The sequence below is a fragment of the Bacillus sp. NMCC46 genome, assembly GCF_002998465.1.
In the GTDB taxonomy this organism is placed as follows: domain Bacteria; phylum Bacillota; class Bacilli; order Bacillales; family Bacillaceae; genus Bacillus.
The window spans coordinates 1-21,246 of sequence record NZ_PVQZ01000007.1; the positions used below are offsets into that span (position 1 = coordinate 1).

Sequence of the window (21,246 nt, forward strand, 5' to 3'; positions counted from 1 at the left end):
AGGTTACCCACGTGTTACTCACCCGTCCGCCGCTAACATCCGGGAGCAAGCTCCCTTCTGTCCGCTCGACTTGCATGTATTAGGCACGCCGCCAGCGTTCGTCCTGAGCCAGGATCAAACTCTCCGAAAAAGTACAAAACCGAAGTTTTGTTTTTCGCCAGTTTGACTGACTACCTATGATATTTCATAGGATTTTTTATAAAAACTCGAATTAACAGGTACGTTTTTTCTTGTTTAGTTTTCAAAGAACTTGTGTGCCACTCTCTTAAAGCGACCACTTAAATATATCATGTATCTCTATCAACAGTCAACATTTTTCTTAAAAAACATTTTGTTTTTTTAAAGAAGTTTTTACTGAGAATGAGATAAAAAATAGAGCCTCTTTTTGCTCCTTTGAAAGATTAACACATATCTATGAAAAAAGCATTATAAATTTCAAAAAAAATGATGTTTTTCAAAAAAAAATAAAGCCGGTGAAGAACCGGCTTCATTTTTACTCAGATTGCTCTTGATCTGACTCTATATTTTCTACGTTCTCTTCACTAATCTCTTCATCGTCTTCTTGTGATTGTTCAACTAATGCCACTGTAGCGACATGTTCCTCATCACCGAGGCGGATTAGGCGGACACCTTGAGTGACTCGACCTGTTGTCGAAATGTCAGAAACGGCCATACGAATGATTACACCGCTTCCTGTAATAATCATCAAGTCTTCTTCGGCTTCAGCATTAGTTGCCTTCACTGCGACAAGCGGACCGTTGTTGTCAGTGATTTTGCACGTTTTAAGACCTTTACCGCCACGACTTTGCACACGGTATTCTTTTTCAGGGGTTAGTTTACCATATCCTTTTTCAGTTACAATCAATACGTTTGCATCTGGTTCAAGGATTTCCATACCCACGACAATGTCATCTTCGGAAAGTGTGATACCTTTCACTCCAGCTGCCGTACGTCCCATTTCACGAACATCTGTCTCGTCAAAACGGATCAGCATCCCCTTTTTCGTTCCAATGATGATTTGTTTTTCTCCATTGGTTAAACGAACAGCCATCAGTTCATCTTCGTCACGAAGGCTGAGTGCAATAAGACCGTTGTTTCGAATGTTAGCAAACTGAGACAATGTCGTCCGTTTTGATACACCGTGTCTTGTTGTAAAGAAGAGATACGAATTTTCATCAAATTCGCTTACTGGAATAATGGCGTTAATCCATTCTCCCTTTTCTACTTCAAGAAGGTTAATGATCGGAATCCCTTTCGCTGTCCGTCCGAATTCAGGAATCTCATACCCTTTCGCACGATAAACCTTCCCTTTATTAGAGAAGAAAAGAATCGTATCGTGGGTCGATGTTGAAATCAACTGTTCAACGAAATCATCTTCGTTGGTTCCCATTCCTTGGACACCTTTACCGCCTCTTTTTTGACTGCGGTATGTTGATGCAGGGAGACGCTTGATATAACCATTATGCGTCAGCGTAATCACGATGTTCTCAACAGGAATCAAATCTTCGTCTTCAATTGTTTCAATACCCGCTGTCACAATTTCAGTCCGGCGCGTATCATTAAAGCGTTCTTTAATTTCTGTTAATTCTTCTCTAATGATTTCAAGTACTTTCTCATTGTCTGCTAAAATGGCTTTTAATTCAGCAATCAAATCAACAAGTCCTTTATATTCATCTTCTATCTTTTCTCGTTCTAGGCCAGTCAAACGCTGAAGTCGCATATCAAGAATGGCCTGTGCCTGTTTTTCAGACAAGCTATAGTTTTCCATCAAACCATTTCTCGCAATTTCCGCAGTTTGAGAGCCTCTAATTAAAGCAATGACTTCATCTAAGTGATCAAGTGCAATTCTGAGGCCTTCTAAAATGTGTGCTCTTGCTTCTGCTTTACGCAGCTCATACGCCGTTCTTCTGCGAATGATCACTTTTTGATGCTCTAGATAATACTCAAGACATTGTTTGAGGGACAAGACTTTCGGCTGTCCATCAACAAGTGCTAATAAGTTGATACCAAATGACGTTTGAAGTGTCGTTTGTTTATAAAGATTGTTTAATAGAACATGGACGTTTGCGTCTCTTCGCAGTTCAATGACAATACGCATACCATTACGATCTGATTCATCACGCAAATCTGTAATGCCATCAATCTTTTTATCACGCACAAGATCAGCAATTTTTTCAATCAAACGGGCTTTGTTGACTTGGTACGGGATCTCATTGATAACAATGCGCTGTTTTCCGCTAGATGTTTCCTCAATATTCGATTTTGCTCTTAATGTAATAGAGCCGCGCCCTGTTTCATACGCCTTTCGAATACCACTTCGACCAATGATTTGACCTGCTGTTGGGAAATCTGGCCCTGGGATGATATCCATAAGCTCCTGTGTTGTCATTTCCGGGTTTTGACTGATGGCCAATACCCCATCAATCACTTCACCTAATTGGTGCGGCGGAATATTGGTCGCCATTCCTACAGCAATTCCTGTCGCTCCGTTGACCAATAAGTTCGGGAATCTTGCAGGCATCACCATTGGCTCTCTTTCACTGCCGTCATAGTTATCTTGATAATCAATGGTATCCTTTGTGATATCACGGAGGATTTCCATAGAAATCTTAGATAGACGCGCCTCGGTATAACGCATCGCCGCTGCTCCGTCTCCATCGACTGAACCAAAGTTTCCATGACCATCAACTAACATATAACGATAGTTGAAGTCTTGCGCCATACGAACCATTGCTTCGTATACAGCGCTGTCACCGTGAGGGTGATACTTACCGATAACTTCCCCAACGATACGTGCAGATTTCTTAAATGGTTTATCACTTGTCATGCCTAGGTCATTCATCGCATACAAAATTCTTCGATGCACGGGCTTTAATCCGTCTCGCACATCTGGTAATGCACGCGACACAATCACACTCATTGCATAATCTAAAAAGGACGTACGCATTTCTTGACTAATATTCACTTCGCGTACATTTGGTGTATGTTGTTCACTCACTATAAGAACCTCCCTTTACGTATCACATGAAATAAATTATGTGGGAGTAAAATATGTATTTATCTTCACAAGACTATTCTCCATTATATCAATAATCTCGTCTTTATACACATTTATTTACTAGAAAATCAACGAAAACACGGAAAAACAGGACATTGGTTATACGCCCCTATTTCTTGAAAAACAACCTTATTCCAAACAAGAAATAAGGTTGTTCTCAGTAGGGATCTATCTAAATATCGAGGTTTTTCACGTATTGCGCGTTTTCTTCGATAAAGTTTCTTCTCGGCTCTACTTTATCTCCCATGAGCATTTCAAATGTCTCATCAGCATCGATCGCATCCTCAAGTGTGACTTGAAGAAGTGTTCTCGCATCAGGGTCCATTGTTGTTTCCCAAAGCTGAGTGGCATTCATCTCTCCAAGACCTTTATAACGCTGAAGTCCAGGTTTTGGTGTTTGAGGAAGTGTTTTTAACAGCTCATCTAGCTGTTTGTCGTTATACACGTACTCAACACGTTTTCCTTGCTGCACTTTATATAAAGGCGGCTGTGCAATATACACATAACCGTTTTCAATAATTTCACGCATGTAGCGATAGAAGAATGTTAAAAGCAGCGTTCGAATGTGCGCTCCATCCACATCGGCATCCGTCATGATCACAACTTTGTGATAGCGAGCTTTCTCTAAAGTGAAGTCTTCTCCGATTCCAGTTCCTAATGCTGTAATCATTGAACGAACCTCGTTGTTCGATAGAATTTTATCTAGTCGCGCTTTTTCAACGTTTAGGATCTTCCCTCTTAACGGTAAGATCGCTTGGAAGTGACGATCACGGCCTTGCTTAGCAGATCCGCCCGCAGAATCTCCCTCTACGATATAGAGTTCAGAGATGGAAGGGTCTTTAGAAGAACAGTCCGCCAGTTTCCCCGGTAAGCTGGAGACTTCCAGTGCACTTTTACGTCTTGTCAGCTCACGTGCCTTTTTGGCAGCCATTCTTGCACGAGCTGCCATCACGCCTTTCTCCACAATTTTCTTTGCAGCATCAGGATTCTCTAAGAGGAATTTCTCAAGTGCTTCGGAGAAAAGGGAGTCGGTAATGGTTCTTGCTTCTGAGTTCCCAAGCTTTGTCTTCGTTTGTCCTTCGAATTGAGGATCTGGATGTTTGATGGAGATAATGGCTGTTAAGCCTTCTCGCACATCTTCACCGCTCAAATTCGAGTCTCCATCTTTGAATACGCCATTCTTACGAGCATAATCATTGATAACACGCGTCAAACCTGTTTTAAAGCCTGCTTCGTGCGTTCCGCCTTCATACGTGTTGATATTGTTGGCGAAGGAATAGATGTTGCTTGTATAGGAATCGTTATATTGTAACGCCACTTCAATCGTGATTCCGTCTTTTTCACCTTCGATGTAAACGGGTTCTTCATGAACGACTTCTTTTGAGCGATTTAAATGTTCTACATAGCTCTTAATACCGCCTTCATAGCAGTATTCATTTCGTCGTTCTTTACCTTCACGTAAATCTTCAATAATGATGTTTACACCTTTTGTTAAGAAAGCTAACTCACGTACACGGTTGGCAAGTGTGTCGTAATCAAATTCAATGGTTTCAGTAAAAATTTCTGGATCTGGCACAAAATGAGTGGTTGTCCCTGTAACATCTGTTTCACCAATGATCTCTAAATCTCCAGCTGGAACACCGCGTTTGAATTGTTGATAATGAATTTTCCCGTCACGATATACGGTCACGTCTAAGGTCGTAGATAACGCATTAACAACAGATGCCCCTACGCCATGCAGACCGCCAGATACTTTATAACCGCTGCCGTCAAATTTACCGCCAGCGTGAAGAACAGTCATAATGACCTCTACAGCAGGACGTCCCATTTTCTCATGAATCCCAACCGGAATCCCGCGGCCATTATCTTTCACTGTAATGCTATTATCCTTTTCAATTTGCACCGTAATATCTGTGCAATATCCAGCTAAAGCCTCATCAATACTGTTGTCGACAATTTCCCATACAAGATGGTGAAGTCCTTTTGCACTGGTTGACCCGATGTACATTCCTGGACGTTTTCTAACAGCTTCTAGTCCTTCGAGCACCTGTATCTGATTTTCATCATAACTATTATGTTGCTGTTCCATTGCCACGTACATTCACCTACACTTTTCTTAAACGATATATTTATATGAATTGAGCTTTTAGACTTCAATTTCAATCACAAATGAAGCACGTTTTTTGAGCGTGCTTGAGGAAAGAGGAGAGTAATAAACAGATTCAGTTGTGACGACGATGGATTTGGGTGTTCCTTGTGATAACGAAATGATTTGTTCTTCTTGTTTTTGGAGAAACTCTTCTACAACAGAAGACGACCTCATTTTGTAATCAACAATTGCGACAATCTCTCGTGTAGAAACAACACAATCATCACCTAAATGAATATACAAGACTCACACCTCATTTATCAGTCAATTACTTTTCCACTGGCTACTCTGAAAATTTCCGCTTCTTTCAAGGTGGCGTGATCGATGCCTTCAACACTTGTTGTGGTGACGAAGGTCTGTACACGTCCCTGAATGGTATGGAGCAAATGAGACTGTCTGTAATCATCAAGTTCAGATAAAACATCATCGAGTAGAAGAATGGGATATTCTCCGATTTCTTCATTTATCAGGTCGATTTCTGCCAGCTTTAGTGAAAGAGCTGTTGTTCTTTGCTGCCCTTGAGAGCCATATGTCTGAACATCCCGACCATTCACAAAGAAAAGAAGGTCATCTCTGTGAGGTCCCCACAGTGTCACTCCTCGGTCTATTTCTCTGTCTCTTAGTTTCTGAAACGATTCTTCATAGCTATTCTTTATTTTCGACAAGTCTGACGCTTCTGATACCTCTATCGCCGTCTGGTATTGGAGCGTGAGTGTTTCTAGCTCTCTAGAAATGCCAAAATGCAGCGGCTGCGCCCATTTCTCGAGCTGTTTCGTAAAAGTCAGTCGTCTTTTGACCACTTTCACTGCCGCATCAATCAACTGCTCTGTTAAAACCTCCAGCATCGCTTGATCCGTTTGCTTTCTTGTCTGCAATTGTTTCAAGTAATGATTCCGCTGAGAGAGGATTTTTTGATAGAGCGATAAATCATGCAAGTAGACAGCCGAAACTTGTCCAATCTCCATATCGAGGAATCTTCTGCGGATTTGCGGGCTGCCCTTCACAAGACTTAAGTCCTCTGGTGCAAACATGATGGTGTTTAACGCACCAACATAATGACTGAGCTTCTGTTGTTCAATGTGATTGACCTTGCCCTTTTTCCCTTTTTTTGAGATCACGAGCTGCATTGGGAGTGGACCATTTTTTTTGATGACTCTACCTTCTATTTTAGCATAGTCTTGGTCCCATCGGATAAGTTCTTTATCATTTGACGTACGATGCGACTTTGCCATCGACAATACATAGATCGCTTCCATCAAGTTCGTTTTACCTTGGGCATTCTCACCGATCATGACATTCACCTTGTTGTCGAATTGAAGCTCAGTGTGTTCATAGTTTCTGTATGAAGTTAACGCCAGACTTTGAATGTACATGTATTGTCACCCGTTTCTAATTCACAACTTGAAATGTGCCATAACCTTCTATCTCGACAACATCTCCTGGGTATAGTTTGCGTCCCCGTCTATTATCTGGCTCTTGATTAATGAACACCTCATGTTCACTTAAAAACCATTTCGCCATTCCGCCAGATTGGATGACTTCGGCTAATTTCAAAAACTGCCCTAAAGTAATCATTTCTTTCTCAATGGTTATAAGATTAGGCATTATATCGACCTCTTTCAATATCACTAATATCTAATTGTACTAAAAAACAAGACAAGAAGGAAAGGGGGAAAGCGAACTAGGATGAAAGAAAGCATGGTAAACGAGAAGAAAAGCTGCTGTGCACTCACACAGCAGCTATTTTAGATTGGATTAATATGTTCTGACTGGGAGAATCAACTGCAAGATTGAATCATCATTTGGCGTGCGCAACAGGAACGGTCTCATGGCACCAGTGAAGCTTACATGAATTTCTGTTCCCTCTAATACTTTTAACGCATCCAGCATATATTTTGGACTGAAGGAGATTTTGAGGTCCTCCCCTTTAATGTCATCCGCTTGAACCGTTTCGACTACTTTACCGATTTCAGGTGAATTAGAAGAAATCTCAAGGCTTTGTTCAGGATCAGCTGACAGCTTTACGACATTATTGCGTCCTTCTCTTGCCAAAAGTGATGCACGATCAATAGCTTGAAGGAATTCCTTCGTGTTGACCACGACATCCGTTTTACTTTCTTGCGGGATCAGGCGAGCTGTATCTGGATAATTACCATCCAGCAATCTTGAGAAGAACAACACGTTTTGTGCTTTAAAGAGAACTTGCGTTTCTGTAATCACGATGCTCACAAGATCTTGTCCGTCATCAAGGATTCTACTTAGCTCTGTTAAACTCTTCCCTGGAATTACGACATTGTATGAGCTTTCCTCGTCAATATCCAACTTCGCTTTTCTTAAAGCAAGACGGTGGCTATCCGTCGCTGTGCATATTAATTCACCTTTCTCTACCTTCCAGTTTACACCTGTCAAGATAGGTCGTGTTTCTGAGGTGGACACTGCAAAAACGGTTTGACGAATTAAGTTTTTAAGCAAATCTGTCGGGACTTGAAATGCATGATGCTCTTCAATTTGCGGCAGATGCGGATATTCCTCAGCATCTAAGCCGTTTAAGTTAAATTCCGCTGAACCAGAACGGATGATCGTGAGGTGATTTTGTTCTACTTCAATTTCGACAGTAGCCATTGGCAGTTTCTTCACAATTTCACTAAAGAAGCGGGCCTGAAGCACAATACTCCCTGGACGGTCAATCGTGATTACTTCTAAATCTCCATCTCTTTGAGGAATAAAGGATTCAATTGAGATATCAGAGTCGCTTCCTGTTAGAGAAACCCCCTCATCAGATGCAACAATTTTAATCCCTGTCAAAATAGGTATCGTTGTTCTAGAGGATACGGCCTTTAATACATCTTGGACACTTTCGACAAGACGATCTTTTTGAATCGTGAATTTCATAGTGGTCCTCCTAAATTTTCTTAATGACATGTATATATATTTTATTAATAAAAATCGTAGAAGTAATAGTAGGGCTTGTGAATATGTGGATAAGTCGGTAAAAAGAAAGGAAAGACAGCCTATCCACATGTGGACAGACTGTGTATGACTATGCTCTAGTTATTCACATTTTCCCGTACTTATTATATCAGCTTGGTTATTTTAATTGTTCTTTGATTTCTTTCACATGCTGCTGAAGCTGTTCATCCTCAACCATTAATTTCGAAATCTTCTCATGAGCATGAATGACAGTCGTATGATCACGACCTCCAAATTCTTCTCCTATTTTAGGCAGAGAGGAATCGGTCATTTCTCTAGAGAGATACATGGCAATTTGTCTTGGATAAGCAACTGACTTCGTACGTTTCTTCGCTTTGAAATCCTCTAAGCGTATATTAAATTGCTGCCCTACAATTCTTTGAATATCTTTAATTGTAATGACTCTTGGCTTCGATGAAGGAATGATGTCCTTTAGGGCCTCAGCTGCTAGATCCGCATTGATGTCTTTATTAATTAAAGAAGAATAAGCAACGACACGAATCAAAGCACCCTCCAGTTCACGAATGTTGCTGTCGATTTGATTGGCAATATAAAGCATGACTTCATTCGGAATGTCTAAGCCTTCTGCTTTTGCCTTTTTTCGCAAAATTGCAATACGTGTTTCTAAATCTGGCGGGGTAATGTCTGTGATTAAGCCCCATTCGAATCGAGAGCGTAATCTGTCTTCAAGTGTCGGAATTTCTTTCGGCGGCCGGTCACTAGAAATGACGATTTGCTTACTTTCTTCGTGAAGTGTGTTGAATGTATGGAAAAACTCTTCTTGTGTTTGTTCTTTTCCTGCTAAAAATTGAATATCATCTATCAAAAGCACATCTACATTCCGATAGCGATTACGGAAATCGACAGCTTTGTTGTCTCGGATTGAGTTGATAAATTCATTTGTAAATTTTTCAGATGATAGATAGACCACTTTGGCTGATGGATTATGGTCGATGACATAATGACCAATCGCATGCATCAAGTGAGTCTTTCCTAAACCAACGCCCCCATAAATAAAGAGCGGGTTATATGCTTTTGCCGGTGCTTCCGCAACTGCAAGTGAAGCGGCATGCGCAAATCGGTTGCCTGAACCAATAACAAAAGTATCAAATGTATATTTTGGATTCAGCATATTTTGTGGAATATCAACGGCCTCTTCTTTAGACATTTTTTTAATTGGAGACTTTGGCATGGCTTCCACTTCATCCTGATTTTGAGGAATAATAAATTTAATGCTGAGCTCTTCACCTGTCAGTTCGTAGATGGTATCAGCAATTAAGTGGAGATATCTTGATTCCAGCCAGTCTCTAGCAAATTCATTAGGTGCCGTAATTGTAAGCGTATCGCCTTGAAGAGAATGGGCTTTTGTCGATTTCATCCATGTCTCAAAACTGGGTTTGCTCAACTTTGTCTCTATTTTTTGAAGTGCTTTATTCCACAGATCCAAAATATTTTCCATAAGGCTTCTCCCCCCTCCTTTTCTTTATAAAATGACCAATATCAAACTGTTATAGAACACGAAAAAGAGCAAATGGTCATCACCATTCGTGCACATACGTTGTTGAAAACAAATAATATAGTAGAAAAACGTCTTTTCGACAAATTACACAGTCTGTGGATAAATAATTCAACAGCCTGTGTAATATCTTTCCACAGCTTATCCACAATTTGTGGATAACGCAAATAGGTCAGATAAGTAATTAAGAGTTAAAACACAAATATAATATCAAAATAAACAAGATGGTGCAATGGGTGTCACAAACTTATCCACACACTTTACATCCTGTTGAAAAATAATTATCCACATCGGTTATTTGTGTGAAAAAAATGTCGATAATGGATGTGGATAGTCTAAATATGCCGGAAAAATATCCACACCCTTGTTTTGCAGGCCTTTTAGGAGGAAAAAAGAATAAAATGCTGGAAACTGAAAAAGAAGGTTTCTTCGTTTGATAAATTATGTTATGCTTATAAGGTTGATAATAAGAGTTTTATCATTGATATTGACAATCGATGGGTTACACAAATATAATGAGTTAGACTGTCTTAAACAGCTATTCCTCAGGGAGGTGTCATAAATGAAAAGAACGTTTCAACCAAATAACCGTAAGCGTAGTAAAGTTCATGGCTTCCGCAGCCGTATGAGTTCTAAAAACGGACGTCTAGTTTTAAAGCGACGCCGCAGCAAAGGTAGAAAAAAATTATCAGCTTAGGCCACTGAATAATGTCAGTGGTCTTTTTTACATAAAATCGTAAATGAACTGTCAGTTTTTATCGGAGTGGAAGAAAACATGAAGAAGCGAAACAGGCTAAAAAAAAATGAAGAGTTTCAAAAAGTGTTCAGAAAAGGTCAATCAATGGCGAATCGTCAATTCGTTATTTACCAGCTGGATCAACCAAATCAAGATGAACTGCGTTTGGGATTGTCTGTCAGTAAGAAGATTGGTAATGCAGTGATGAGAAATCGAATTAAACGACTGATCCGCCAGGTGTTTTTAGAGGAAGGTCATAAGTTAAAGCAAGAAAAAGACTACATTGTCATTGCAAGAAAACCAGCAAGTGAATTGACCTTTGAAGAAACAAAGAAGTCTCTCCAACATTTATTTAGAAAATCCGCTGTTTATCAACAACAACCGAAAAAGTCTTCGTAATAGAAACTTTCGTTGAATCAATTTTTAAAAGCGCTTCCTTCATCTAGTGAATTAAAATGAAACCACCACTTTGTAATGAAAAAATGTTACCATACTGATTAGGTGAGTCACTTTCGTAATCAATTCCAACTTAAATAAAGTTTGAAGTAATGGGAGGAATCTTGTTGAAAAGGCGATTATTACTAATATTTAGCTTGATTGGCGTGTTGGTTCTATTGGCAGGATGTACACAAATCAATGAACCAATCACATCAGATAGTAAGGGATTCTGGAATTCTTATATTGTTTACCCGCTATCTCAATTAATCACGTACATGGCAAATTTGACTGGTGAAAACTACGGGGTTGCGATCATTATTGTGACACTGTTAATCCGCTTGCTCATTCTACCATTAATGATTAAGCAGTTAAGAAGTACAAAAGCAATGCAAGCATTGCAGCCTGAATTGAAAAAGCTTCGTGAAAAATATAGCTCTAAAGACCAAAAAACTCAGCAGCAGCTTCAACAGGAAACAATGGCCCTTTTCCAAAAAAATGGCGTCAATCCATTAGCTGGATGTTTCCCGATTTTAATTCAGATGCCAATCCTAATTGGTTTTTATCATGCGATTATGAGAACAGCAGAAATTAAAAAGCATACATTTTTATGGTTTGACTTAGGCAGTCCAGATCCATTGTTCCTATTACCGATCATTGCGGGGGTAGCTACTTTCATTCAGCAAAAACTGATGATGGCTGGAAATCCTTCGGACAACCCTCAAATGGCTATCATGCTATGGGTTATGCCGATTATGATCATTGTATTTGCCATTAGTTTCCCAGCAGCACTTTCATTGTACTGGGTTGTAGGTAACATTTTCATGATCATCCAAACATTAGTGATTAAAACTCCTCAAGTAAAATTGGATACAAAAGAAAAAGCTGGCGGGAATAAAAAATGAAGGAAATAACTGCTGTCGGTCGCACAATCGAAGAAGCAGTAGATTCCGGACTTAAACAAATTCAACTTCTAAAAGAAGAAGTAGATATCACAATAGTTGATGAAGGAAATAAAGGTTTCTTAGGATTATTTGGCAAAAGACAAGCTGTAGTCAAGTTGATAGAAAAGAGAAATGCTCTTAAATTAGCTACACAGTATTTAGATAATATTGTTAAATCAATTGATCCTAAAGCGAAGATTGTTTCCAAAAAGGAAGCGAAAAAGATTTCTTTCCACATTGATGGAGATAAAACTTCATTAATGATTGGAAAAAGAGGACAAACTTTGTACTCTTTAGAGACATTGGTACAGCTAGTATTTAATCGCTATTCTGATCAGTATCATCATATTACCATTGATATTGGAGATTATAGGAAGAAGCGACAAGAAGCACTTGAACAATATGCCGTCAAGACAGCAAACAGAGTTTTAAAAACGAAGAGAAAGGTTCATTTAGAACCAATGCCTTCTAATGAACGAAAAGTAATTCATGATACGATCGCCGCATTTTCTAAAGAACTTGCAACGGCATCGGAAGATACAGGCAGCAAGCGTCATGTTGTGGTGCTGTATAAAAAATAACAGAAAGGCTAGAATTCAGCAAAGCTGGATTTTAGTCTTTTTTTATTGAAAAATTGTCTTTCTATAGAAGATTCATCCTTTATTTCTAAAAAATTAGTGTGTGATATGAGTAGAAAACGCCATTTTTACAAGTAAGTAAAGGGATCAGGGCGTTTAAATTTATTGGATTTCGGTGTAAGATGTGAAGATAAGTTTAGAACGTCGTTATTCACATGTGGATAAGTTAAGTGTTAAAATAGATAGGATGCAAAGCTGTGGATAATTAGATATGGGATACTTTCACTTCGCTTTCATTTATGGTATCTTTAAATTTTGGATTAAGCGTTTTTGATATAGAGATGGACAACGTCCATTTAATAGATAAAAGACTGTCTATTAAGTAGAGAAAGAGGTGATTGAGTGATGGATACAATTGCAGCCATTTCTACACCGATGGGTGAAGGAGCAATTGCGATTATTCGTTTAAGTGGGCCTGATGCGGTACAGATCGCTGATCGGATGTATAAAGGGCCTAAGGAGAAAAAACTTGTATCAGTGGATTCCCATACAATTCATTATGGTCATATTGTGGATTCAAGTACTGATCAAGTAATAGAAGAGGTCATGGTGTCAGTACTTCGAGCGCCAAAAACATTTACGAGAGAAGACGTTATTGAGATTAACTGCCATGGCGGAATTGTAACGGTCAATAAAGTATTGCAGCTTGCTTTAAGAGAAGGAGCAAGATTAGCGGAGCCAGGTGAGTTCACAAAACGTGCTTTCTTAAATGGAAGAATAGATCTTTCGCAAGCAGAGGCTGTCATGGACTTGATTCGGGCAAAGACTGATCGTGCGATGAACGTAGCAATCACTCAAATGGAGGGACGCCTCTCCGGTTTGGTTCAGCGACTGCGCGGCGAGATCCTAGAAACACTGGCGCATATTGAAGTCAATATTGACTACCCTGAGTATGACGATGTTGAAGAAATGACACATCGCGTCTTAGTGGAAAAAGCGACATCGGTCAAAAAAGAAATTGAGTCGCTGCTTTCGACTTCTCAGCAAGGGAAAATCCTTCGAGAGGGCTTATCCACTGTGATTATAGGAAGACCGAATGTTGGAAAGTCTTCCTTGCTGAATAGCCTTGTACAGGAAACAAAGGCGATTGTCACAGATATTCCTGGAACTACGAGAGATGTCATTGAGGAATATGTGAATGTAAGAGGTGTACCTCTTCGTCTAGTCGATACTGCGGGTATACGTGAGACTGAGGACATTGTTGAGCGTATAGGGGTTGAACGATCTAGACAGGTCTTAAAAGAAGCTGACCTGATTTTACTTGTGCTCAATTATAGCGAAGAATTATCAGAAGAAGATATGAAGCTTTTTGAGGCTGTCTCAGGTATGGATATCATCGTGATTGTGAATAAGACAGACCTTGAGCCTAAGCTTGATGTAGAAAAGGTCAAGCAGTTAGCGAAGGATCGTCCGGTCGTCACCACATCATTATTACAAGAAAAGGGCATTGATGAGCTTGAAATGGCGATTCAATCACTGTTCTTCACTGGATCAATTGAAAGTGGAGATTTAACGTATGTAAGTAATACAAGGCATATTGCCCTCCTTCAGGCAGCAAAACAATCAATTGAGGATGCTCTTGAAGGCATTGAAATGGACGTACCGATCGACATTGTTCAAATAGATTTAACACGCTGCTGGGAACAGCTCGGTGAAATTATAGGAGATGCTGTTCATGAAAGCTTGATTGATCAGCTATTCTCTCAATTCTGTTTAGGAAAGTAAAGGGAGGAACATAAGAAATGGGTTATGAAGCTGGCAATTATGACGTAATCGTCGTGGGTGCCGGTCATGCTGGGGTTGAGGCTGCTCTTGCTTCTGCAAGACAGGGCGCCAAAACACTTGTATTGACTATCAACCTCGATATGGTTGCTTTTATGCCATGTAATCCGTCCGTAGGCGGTCCTGCAAAAGGGATTGTCGTTAGAGAAATTGATGCACTGGGCGGAGAAATGGCACGAAATATAGATAAGACGCATATCCAAATGCGCATGCTGAATACGGGGAAAGGACCTGCTGTCCGTGCGTTAAGAGCGCAAGCAGATAAGTTCCAATATCAGCATGAAATGAAAAAAACAATGGAAAATGAACCGAACCTGACAATGCTTCAAGGTATGGTGGATCATTTAATTGTAGAAGATGATGAATGTAAAGGTGTCGTTACCCAAACAGGAGCAAACTATCGTGCGAAGTCTGTTGTATTAACGACTGGGACTTTCTTAAAAGGCCGCATTATTTTAGGGGATCTATCGTATTCAAGTGGTCCTAATAACCAGCAGCCATCAATCAAATTATCGGATCACCTAGCAGAGTTAGGATTCGATTTGGTTCGCTTTAAAACAGGAACACCTCCTCGAGTGAATAGTCACTCGATTGACTATAGTAAAACAGAAATTCAACCAGGTGATGATGTTCCGCGGGCGTTCTCCTATGAAACGGTTGAATATATTACAGACCAACTGCCATGCTGGTTAACATATACGAGTTTAGAAACACATCAAATTATTGATGAGAATCTTCACCGTTCTCCAATGTATTCAGGTATGATTAAAGGAACTGGTCCTAGATACTGCCCTTCCATTGAAGATAAAGTGGTTCGTTTCAATGACAAACCGAGACATCAAATTTTCTTAGAGCCAGAAGGTCGTAATACGCAGGAAGTGTATGTTCAAGGATTGTCTACAAGTCTTCCAGAGGATGTACAGCAGCGCATGCTTTCCACCATCCCAGGGCTCGAAAATGTACAAATGATGAGAGCGGGTTATGCCATTGAGTATGATGCAATTGTGCCTACTCAGTTGTGGCCTACACTTGAGACGAAGAAAATTTCTGGATTATATACAGCCGGCCAAATTAATGGTACGTCTGGCTATGAGGAAGCAGCAGGTCAAGGAATTATGGCAGGTATTAATGCAGGAAGAAAAGCATTGGGTAAAGAAGAAGTCATTTTAAGCCGATCTGATGCATATATCGGTGTTCTCATTGATGACCTTGTCACAAAGGGAACAAATGAACCTTACCGTCTTTTAACATCCCGTGCAGAGTATCGTTTGCTTCTTCGTCATGACAATGCGGATTTAAGATTAACTGAACTTGGCTATCATATTGGATTAATTTCTCAAGAAAGATTCCAGGCATTCCAGCAGAAAAAAGAAGCCATTGAAGCAGAGAAAAAACGTTTATATTCTGTCATCATCAAACCTACAGCAGAGACACAAGAATTTATTCGTTCACTTGGTGGAAGTGAGCTGAAGGACGGTATTCGTGCAAGTGATTTGATGAAGCGTCCAGAAATGAACTATGAATCTGTTGTGACGTTAGCTCCTGCTGAAACACCACTTCCTTCTGATGTGTGTGAGCAGGTAGAGATTCAAATTAAATACGAAGGTTATATTGAAAAGTCACTCCAACAAGTTGAAAAGCTGAAAAAGATGGAGAACAAAAAGATTCCTGATCGTATTGATTATGATGCCATCAAAGGAATTGCAACTGAAGCGAAACAAAAGCTGAAAGAAGTCCGACCGCTTTCTGTTGCACAGGCTTCTCGTATTTCAGGCGTTAACCCTGCTGATATTTCTATCCTTTTAGTATATTTAGAGCAGGGACGTATTGCGAAGATAGCAGAATAGAAAGGATGTCGGCATGAACATTGAACAATTTACAGCAGCACTAGAGGAGAAAGGGATGACTCTTTCTCCTGTGCAGCTTGAACAATTTGAAACTTACTTCCGCATGCTTGTAGAATGGAACGAGAAGATGAATTTAACGTCCATTACTGAAAAGGAAGAAGTGTATTTAAAGCATTTTTATGATTCAATTTCAGCAGCATTTTTTATTGATTTTCACAAAGTGACGACGATTTGCGATATTGGAGCTGGTGCTGGTTTCCCAAGCATTCCTCTTAAAATTTGCTTCCCTCATCTACATGTAACCATTGTTGATTCTCTTCAGAAACGAATTACGTTTCTCAATGAGTTAGCAAAAGGGTTAAACTTACAAGATACTACTTTTTATCATGATCGTGCGGAGACGTTTGGACAACGTAAGGAAAAGCGTGAAAGCTATGATCTTGTCACTGCTAGAGCGGTTGCGCGTTTATCCGTCTTGAGCGAACTATGTCTGCCCCTTGTAAAAAAGGAAGGATTGTTTGTTGCATTAAAAGCATCTGCCGCTGATGAAGAAATGCAAGCAGGGAAAAAAGCTGTTACTGTCCTCGGAGGAGAGGTTGTTGAAAAGCATTCCTTTGTTCTTCCTTTAGAAGAAAGCGAACGGAACATCATTGTCATTGAAAAGAAAAAGCAAACACCAAAAAAATATCCTAGAAAACCAGGAACACCTAATAAATCACCAATAGAAGGTTGATCATGTAAAAGGTCGGTTTTTCTTCAATATTTAAGATTTTACAGAAGGAAAAAACATGAGAAAATAGAATTATAAAAAGGTAGTTTTTAAAGGTGGTGTAGGTTCATGAAGCATTCACTCTCACGCTTCTTCGGGCTTGGTGACAAAGAACATCCTGAGCGTGAAACCGAAATAGAGGCAGAGATTGCTGAGCATGATACATTAAAGGAAGAGATACAGGAGCTCCCGGTCGACACAATTATGCCAAACCGTTTTCAGCCACGCACCATTTTTTCAGAAGAAAAGATACATGAGCTGGCCACGACGATTCATACCCATGGCATTATCCAACCTATTGTTGTCAGACCAACAGAAGAAGAAGGTAAATATGAACTGATCGCCGGCGAAAGACGTTGGAGAGCGGTACAGACTCTTCAATGGGAGAAAATCCCCGCTATTATAAAAGACTTTACTGATACGGAAACGGCATCTGTGGCATTGATTGAAAATTTGCAAAGGGAAGAGCTGTCTGCTATTGAAGAGGCTCATGCTTATGCACGTCTTTTAGAGCTTCATGATTTAACACAGGAGGCGCTTGCTCAGCGTTTAGGCAAGGGACAATCAACTGTTGCAAACAAATTAAGACTTTTAAAGTTGCCTGAAGAGGTACAACAGGCCATTTTAGAGAAAAAAATCTCTGAAAGGCATGCACGTTCACTTGTACCCCTAAAGCTTCCAGAATTACAAATCGCGCTATTGCAGGAAATCATCGAAAAGCAGCTGAATGTAAAACAGACTGAAGAGCGTGTAGTGAAAATGCTTGAACAAAAAACAGATCGCAAACCGAAGCCAAAACGTAAGGCGTTTAGTCGTGATACACGAATTGCGATGAATACCATTCGACAGTCTCTCCATATGGTAGAAGACAGCGGGCTTAAAATAAATACCGAGGAAGAAGAGTTTGAGGAATATATCCAATTAACGATTCGGATTCCTAAATAGAAAAAAGCTGATGAGAGCCACTCGTCAGCTTTTTTTATTGGTTCCACAATATATTTACTTATTATTCATAAATTGGTAGAATATGATTTTTATAGAAGAAAGGAGGTGACATGACTCGATGAAAATGAAAAAGACGAAATTTGTTATTATTTGTTATTTACTATTTTCTTTTTTTCTTTTTACAAATGAAACAACCATATTTGCTGTGAATTCGCCAACGGCTCCTGCAGAAGAAAGCCCGCTGGCCAAAAAAGAACTGAACGTTCTGAAGAAACAAGGTGTTGTTTCTAAGGAGGTCACTTTACAGCAATTAAATCATGAGCATGAGTCTCAGGACGACACAATTGACTTGATTTCAGCTAGCGATGATTTGAAGGACTATGGCTTACAACAAAACAAGCAGGATGAGTTGGTAACGGATGAAAAGCCGCACACCATCAAGCACCTTTTAGGAAAGCCGTATCCTGGTACCGATATTATGCCTAAAAAAGGAGATATATTGGTGACAAGTACTGATGCTTTGAAGGGTATCGTTGGACATGCAGGTATCGTCATTAATGAGAAAAGCTTTGCTTCTATTCCAGGGTTTCGACAGCATCCTCAGCTTGATTCCATTCTTAACTGGTTTCGCTATAATGCCAATACAAAGGTAATTCGGATTAATCAAGAGGAAACAGCAGACCTGGCAGGGGAATGGGCGCACGATTATGTGAAAACTCATCCAAAGGCTCGATACTCCATCACCCTGTCAATTCAATCACTCGATCCGACGTATTGTTCAAAGATTGTGTGGCAGGCCTATGCCAAAACTGGTGACGCTTTGGGACATGCGACATATACCATTAAAACCCCCTACGGATTCTTAAAAAAGAGAAGCTATCATACAGTGACTCCTAAAGTCATTGTGAACGAAGGCCGTAAAATTGGTGGATTACATTTTTGACATGTGCCCCTCACTTTTGATGAAAGTGAGGGTTTTTTATGCTTGTCTTTTCCACTAAAAAGATATATTGATATATTTTTTAATGCGTTTTGGTTCGTCCTTTCATGTACGAAAATAGACATTTGCTGACGAATATATAATGGAGAAACAAAAAAAGCAAACGTTTCATACTTTTTTTGATAGAATAGGAAGTATGAATAAAATGAGAAACTTGTTAAGTTGAAAGTGGGTGACATCGTGGGAAAAATCATAGCGATTACCAACCAGAAGGGCGGCGTCGGGAAGACGACAACTTCTGTTAATTTGAGTGCGTGTTTAGCATACATAGGTAAACGAGTGTTGTTAGTTGATATTGATCCGCAGGGCAATGCCACGAGTGGTATTGGGATTGAGAAGGCCGACGTAGAGAAGTGTGTGTATGATATTTTAGTTGATGATGCAGATGTCCTTGATGTGATTAAGACGACAGAGGTCGAAAATCTTGATGTCATTCCTGCGACGATACAGCTTGCAGGGGCTGAAATAGAGCTTGTGCCTACGATTTCACGTGAAGTGAGATTGAAGAGAGCACTTGAATCTGTTAAGCAAAATTATGATTATATGATTATTGACTGCCCGCCATCACTCGGATTACTGACGATTAATGCGTTAACAGCTTCCGATTCCGTTTTAATCCCGGTACAGTGTGAATATTATGCGCTTGAAGGATTGAGCCAATTGTTAAACACAGTTCGTCTCGTGCAGAAACATTTAAATACGGATCTTGCCATTGAAGGTGTCTTGCTGACAATGCTTGATGCACGAACAAATCTTGGGATTCAGGTCATCGAAGAAGTGAAGAAATACTTTAGAGATAAAGTCTATCAGACCGTGATTCCGCGAAATGTGAGACTGAGTGAAGCGCCTAGTCATGGGAAACCGATTATCTTGTATGATCCACGTTCAAGAGGTGCAGATGTCTATTTAGACTTAGCAAAGGAAGTGGATGCGAATGGCTAAAGGTCTTGGAAAGGGTATTAATGCACTATTTAACAATGTAGACTCAAATGAAGAAACGGTCGAAGAAATCAAATTAAAGGATTTGCGTCCGAACCCGTATCAGCCAAGGAAAACGTTTGATGATGATGCATTGGCTGATCTGAAAGAATCAATTCAGCAGCACGGAGTTTTACAGCCGATCATTGTCCGTAAATCGATTAAAGGATATGACATTGTAGCAGGTGAACGTCGTTTCCGTGCAGCACAGCAAGCTGGTCTGACAACGATTCCTGCGATCGTCAGAGAATTTTCAGAAACGCTGATGAGAGAGATTGCCCTTTTAGAAAACCTGCAGCGCGAGGATTTATCTCCATTAGAAGAAGCGGAAGCCTATGCTTCCTTGCTAGATCACCTCAGTGTGACGCAAGAGGAATTAGCGAAGCGATTAGGGAAGAGCAGACCGCATATTGCGAACCATCTTCGTCTTTTGACTTTACCGGATGAAGTACAAAAGCTGATTGAAGATGGAACGTTGTCGATGGGACATGGAAGAACATTGCTTAGCTTGAAAAACAAAAATAAGCTAGCGCCATTGGTAAAGAAAATCGTGGATGAGGGGTTAAACGTACGCCAGGTTGAGAAACTTGTTCAGCAGTTAAACGAAAATGTTCCACGTGAAACAAAGAAAAAAGAAGCACCAAAGGATCGAGTCTTGAAAGAAAGAGAGTCTTTCTTACAAAACTACTTTGGCACTTCAGTGACGATCAAGAAACAGAAGAAAAAAGGAAAAATTGAGATTGAATTTCTCTCCAACGAAGATTTAGAAAGAATCCTCGAATTGCTTTCTACGAGAGAATCATCAGAGTGACCATCTTGATACGAGATGGTCTTTTTTATATTCTGCCGGTGATATTTTGAATAGGAGCGAAAAGGGACCGATTTTTTTCTCTTGTCCAATCCATTTGATCAATGTGAGATAGACTTTCAGAAAGTGTATTGGCCATAGACATGACAAGATGAAGACGTGTGTTTTGGAGAACGAAGTATTCCATAAAACCGCTCACATTGACGATTCCATTAATATGAATATCTCCTACCTCTGGCAGCTCCTTTTGTACACCCGCCCCAGGCTTTAACGGTCCATCTCCAATTTGGAAGGAGCCTACACTTTTCACTCTTCCTAAACAGGCATCAATCGCTACAATAAACGGATGTTTATGAGCTTGTTCAATTTCAGCGAGCTTTTCTTTTAAATTGACCGCATGAACTGGGTCAGAGAGCGTTCCATATACATGAAGCTTTTTCAAATCCAGACCTGAAAGCTTTGTACCAACAAGTGGACCTAGAGAGTCGCCAGTTGAGCGGTCTGTTCCAATACAAACGATGGCAACGGGTCTTTTTCCTGCTTTCTGAAGATGCGAGAATAAAATACTTTTAAGCTGTTGAATGGCATTTGTATCCGTATGGGACACGTATTCTTTCACCCTATTTCTAAAAAAAAGACCGTTCTTGCTATTCATAGGTCTCACTTCCTTG

19 protein-coding genes and 1 rRNA gene are annotated in these 21,246 nt (G+C 40.0%); 11 read left to right on the plus strand and 9 right to left on the minus strand.

What is annotated here, in order from left to right:
- The 8 genes from C6Y01_RS16785 to dnaA all read right to left on the minus strand — a co-directional run.
- Window positions 1-130 (minus strand): 16S ribosomal RNA (locus tag C6Y01_RS16785); the annotation flags it as partial.
- 363 nt (window positions 131-493) lie between these two features.
- Window positions 494-2,998 carry a DNA gyrase subunit A gene (gene gyrA / locus C6Y01_RS16790; RefSeq protein ID WP_034660673.1) on the minus strand — a complete coding sequence of 835 codons (2,505 nt, stop codon included), beginning with the start codon at window positions 2,996-2,998 and terminating at the stop codon, window positions 494-496.
- A gap of 232 nt (window positions 2,999-3,230) precedes the next feature.
- The gene (gene gyrB / locus C6Y01_RS16795) at window positions 3,231-5,147 is read right to left on the minus strand and encodes a DNA topoisomerase (ATP-hydrolyzing) subunit B (protein ID WP_034660746.1); all 1,917 of its coding nucleotides are present in this window, start codon (window positions 5,145-5,147) and stop codon (window positions 3,231-3,233) included.
- A 57-nt stretch (window positions 5,148-5,204) separates the two neighbouring features.
- On the minus strand, window positions 5,205-5,450 hold the full coding sequence (gene remB, locus C6Y01_RS16800) for an extracellular matrix regulator RemB (protein WP_008360920.1): 246 nt from the start codon (window positions 5,448-5,450) through the stop codon (window positions 5,205-5,207).
- A gap of 17 nt (window positions 5,451-5,467) precedes the next feature.
- Window positions 5,468-6,580 (minus strand): DNA replication/repair protein RecF, encoded by a 1,113-nt coding sequence (gene recF, locus C6Y01_RS16805; protein ID WP_106038536.1) that lies wholly within the window; start codon window positions 6,578-6,580, stop codon window positions 5,468-5,470.
- A gap of 16 nt (window positions 6,581-6,596) precedes the next feature.
- Window positions 6,597-6,812, minus strand: coding sequence for a S4 domain-containing protein YaaA (gene yaaA / locus C6Y01_RS16810; protein ID WP_003215257.1), 216 nt, complete (start codon window positions 6,810-6,812; stop codon window positions 6,597-6,599).
- A gap of 150 nt (window positions 6,813-6,962) precedes the next feature.
- The gene (gene dnaN, locus C6Y01_RS16815; RefSeq protein ID WP_034660670.1) at window positions 6,963-8,099 is read right to left on the minus strand and encodes a DNA polymerase III subunit beta; all 1,137 of its coding nucleotides are present in this window, start codon (window positions 8,097-8,099) and stop codon (window positions 6,963-6,965) included.
- A 196-nt stretch (window positions 8,100-8,295) separates the two neighbouring features.
- Entirely contained in the window at window positions 8,296-9,636 is a 1,341-nt protein-coding gene (gene dnaA / locus C6Y01_RS16820; RefSeq protein ID WP_034660669.1) for a chromosomal replication initiator protein DnaA, read from the minus strand.
- 619 nt (window positions 9,637-10,255) lie between these two features.
- On the opposite strand from dnaA, the gene rpmH reads away from it, so the two are divergent.
- From rpmH to C6Y01_RS16875, 11 genes are all read left to right on the plus strand, one after another.
- On the plus strand, window positions 10,256-10,390 hold the full coding sequence (gene rpmH / locus C6Y01_RS16825) for a 50S ribosomal protein L34 (protein ID WP_008360908.1): 135 nt from the start codon (window positions 10,256-10,258) through the stop codon (window positions 10,388-10,390).
- A gap of 78 nt (window positions 10,391-10,468) precedes the next feature.
- Window positions 10,469-10,828 carry a ribonuclease P protein component gene (rnpA, locus tag C6Y01_RS16830; protein ID WP_034660668.1) on the plus strand — a complete coding sequence of 120 codons (360 nt, stop codon included), beginning with the start codon at window positions 10,469-10,471 and terminating at the stop codon, window positions 10,826-10,828.
- 158 nt (window positions 10,829-10,986) lie between these two features.
- Window positions 10,987-11,769: a YidC family membrane integrase SpoIIIJ gene (spoIIIJ, locus tag C6Y01_RS16835; RefSeq protein ID WP_095286180.1), complete on the plus strand. Its 783-nt coding sequence runs from the start codon at window positions 10,987-10,989 to the stop codon at window positions 11,767-11,769.
- A complete protein-coding gene (jag, locus tag C6Y01_RS16840) occupies window positions 11,766-12,389 on the plus strand; it encodes an RNA-binding cell elongation regulator Jag/EloR (RefSeq protein ID WP_095286179.1) in 624 nt (207 codons plus the stop codon). The genes spoIIIJ and jag overlap by 4 nt, the downstream gene beginning before the upstream one ends.
- 402 nt (window positions 12,390-12,791) lie before the next feature.
- Window positions 12,792-14,171, plus strand: a complete 1,380-nt coding sequence (mnmE, locus tag C6Y01_RS16845) for a tRNA uridine-5-carboxymethylaminomethyl(34) synthesis GTPase MnmE (RefSeq protein WP_060597707.1) — start codon at window positions 12,792-12,794, stop codon at window positions 14,169-14,171.
- A 17-nt stretch (window positions 14,172-14,188) separates the two neighbouring features.
- A complete protein-coding gene (gene mnmG / locus C6Y01_RS16850) occupies window positions 14,189-16,075 on the plus strand; it encodes a tRNA uridine-5-carboxymethylaminomethyl(34) synthesis enzyme MnmG (RefSeq protein ID WP_095286178.1) in 1,887 nt (628 codons plus the stop codon).
- Between the two features lie 13 nt (window positions 16,076-16,088).
- On the plus strand, window positions 16,089-16,808 hold the full coding sequence (gene rsmG, locus C6Y01_RS16855; RefSeq protein ID WP_034660662.1) for a 16S rRNA (guanine(527)-N(7))-methyltransferase RsmG: 720 nt from the start codon (window positions 16,089-16,091) through the stop codon (window positions 16,806-16,808).
- A 105-nt stretch (window positions 16,809-16,913) separates the two neighbouring features.
- Window positions 16,914-17,789 carry a nucleoid occlusion protein gene (gene noc / locus C6Y01_RS16860; protein WP_034660661.1) on the plus strand — a complete coding sequence of 292 codons (876 nt, stop codon included), beginning with the start codon at window positions 16,914-16,916 and terminating at the stop codon, window positions 17,787-17,789.
- 118 nt (window positions 17,790-17,907) lie between these two features.
- On the plus strand, window positions 17,908-18,732 hold the full coding sequence (locus C6Y01_RS16865; RefSeq protein WP_034660658.1) for an orthopoxovirus pf05708 family protein: 825 nt from the start codon (window positions 17,908-17,910) through the stop codon (window positions 18,730-18,732).
- A 237-nt stretch (window positions 18,733-18,969) separates the two neighbouring features.
- The gene (gene soj / locus C6Y01_RS16870) at window positions 18,970-19,731 is read left to right on the plus strand and encodes a sporulation initiation inhibitor protein Soj (protein WP_034620351.1); all 762 of its coding nucleotides are present in this window, start codon (window positions 18,970-18,972) and stop codon (window positions 19,729-19,731) included.
- Window positions 19,724-20,578, plus strand: coding sequence for a ParB/RepB/Spo0J family partition protein (locus C6Y01_RS16875; protein WP_034660656.1), 855 nt, complete (start codon window positions 19,724-19,726; stop codon window positions 20,576-20,578). Before soj ends, C6Y01_RS16875 begins: the two co-directional genes overlap by 8 nt.
- Window positions 20,579-20,603: 25 nt before the next feature.
- Here the strand turns inward: C6Y01_RS16875 and yyaC are convergent, their stop codons facing one another.
- Window positions 20,604-21,230, minus strand: coding sequence for a spore protease YyaC (yyaC, locus tag C6Y01_RS16880; protein ID WP_034660655.1), 627 nt, complete (start codon window positions 21,228-21,230; stop codon window positions 20,604-20,606).
- Between the last annotated feature and the right edge of the window lie 16 nt (window positions 21,231-21,246).

Bases quoted from the DNA above. Each gene is read 5' to 3' on its own strand.
- C6Y01_RS16875 (WP_034660656.1), top strand. From the start codon at position 19,724: ATGGCTAAAGGTCTTGGAAAGGGTATTAATGCACTATTTAACAATGTA.
- rnpA (WP_034660668.1), top strand. From the start codon at position 10,469: ATGAAGAAGCGAAACAGGCTAAAAAAAAATGAAGAGTTTCAAAAAGTG.
- yaaA (WP_003215257.1), bottom strand. From the start codon at position 6,812: ATGCCTAATCTTATAACCATTGAGAAAGAAATGATTACTTTAGGGCAG.
- recF (WP_106038536.1), bottom strand. From the start codon at position 6,580: ATGTACATTCAAAGTCTGGCGTTAACTTCATACAGAAACTATGAACAC.
- rsmG (WP_034660662.1), top strand. From the start codon at position 16,089: ATGAACATTGAACAATTTACAGCAGCACTAGAGGAGAAAGGGATGACT.
- C6Y01_RS16865 (WP_034660658.1), top strand. From the start codon at position 17,908: ATGAAAATGAAAAAGACGAAATTTGTTATTATTTGTTATTTACTATTT.
- mnmE (WP_060597707.1), top strand. From the start codon at position 12,792: ATGGATACAATTGCAGCCATTTCTACACCGATGGGTGAAGGAGCAATT.
- yyaC (WP_034660655.1), bottom strand. From the start codon at position 21,230: ATGAATAGCAAGAACGGTCTTTTTTTTAGAAATAGGGTGAAAGAATAC.
- noc (WP_034660661.1), top strand. From the start codon at position 16,914: ATGAAGCATTCACTCTCACGCTTCTTCGGGCTTGGTGACAAAGAACAT.
- jag (WP_095286179.1), top strand. From the start codon at position 11,766: ATGAAGGAAATAACTGCTGTCGGTCGCACAATCGAAGAAGCAGTAGAT.
- rpmH (WP_008360908.1), top strand. From the start codon at position 10,256: ATGAAAAGAACGTTTCAACCAAATAACCGTAAGCGTAGTAAAGTTCAT.
- mnmG (WP_095286178.1), top strand. From the start codon at position 14,189: ATGGGTTATGAAGCTGGCAATTATGACGTAATCGTCGTGGGTGCCGGT.
- dnaN (WP_034660670.1), bottom strand. From the start codon at position 8,099: ATGAAATTCACGATTCAAAAAGATCGTCTTGTCGAAAGTGTCCAAGAT.
- gyrB (WP_034660746.1), bottom strand. From the start codon at position 5,147: ATGGAACAGCAACATAATAGTTATGATGAAAATCAGATACAGGTGCTC.
- dnaA (WP_034660669.1), bottom strand. From the start codon at position 9,636: ATGGAAAATATTTTGGATCTGTGGAATAAAGCACTTCAAAAAATAGAG.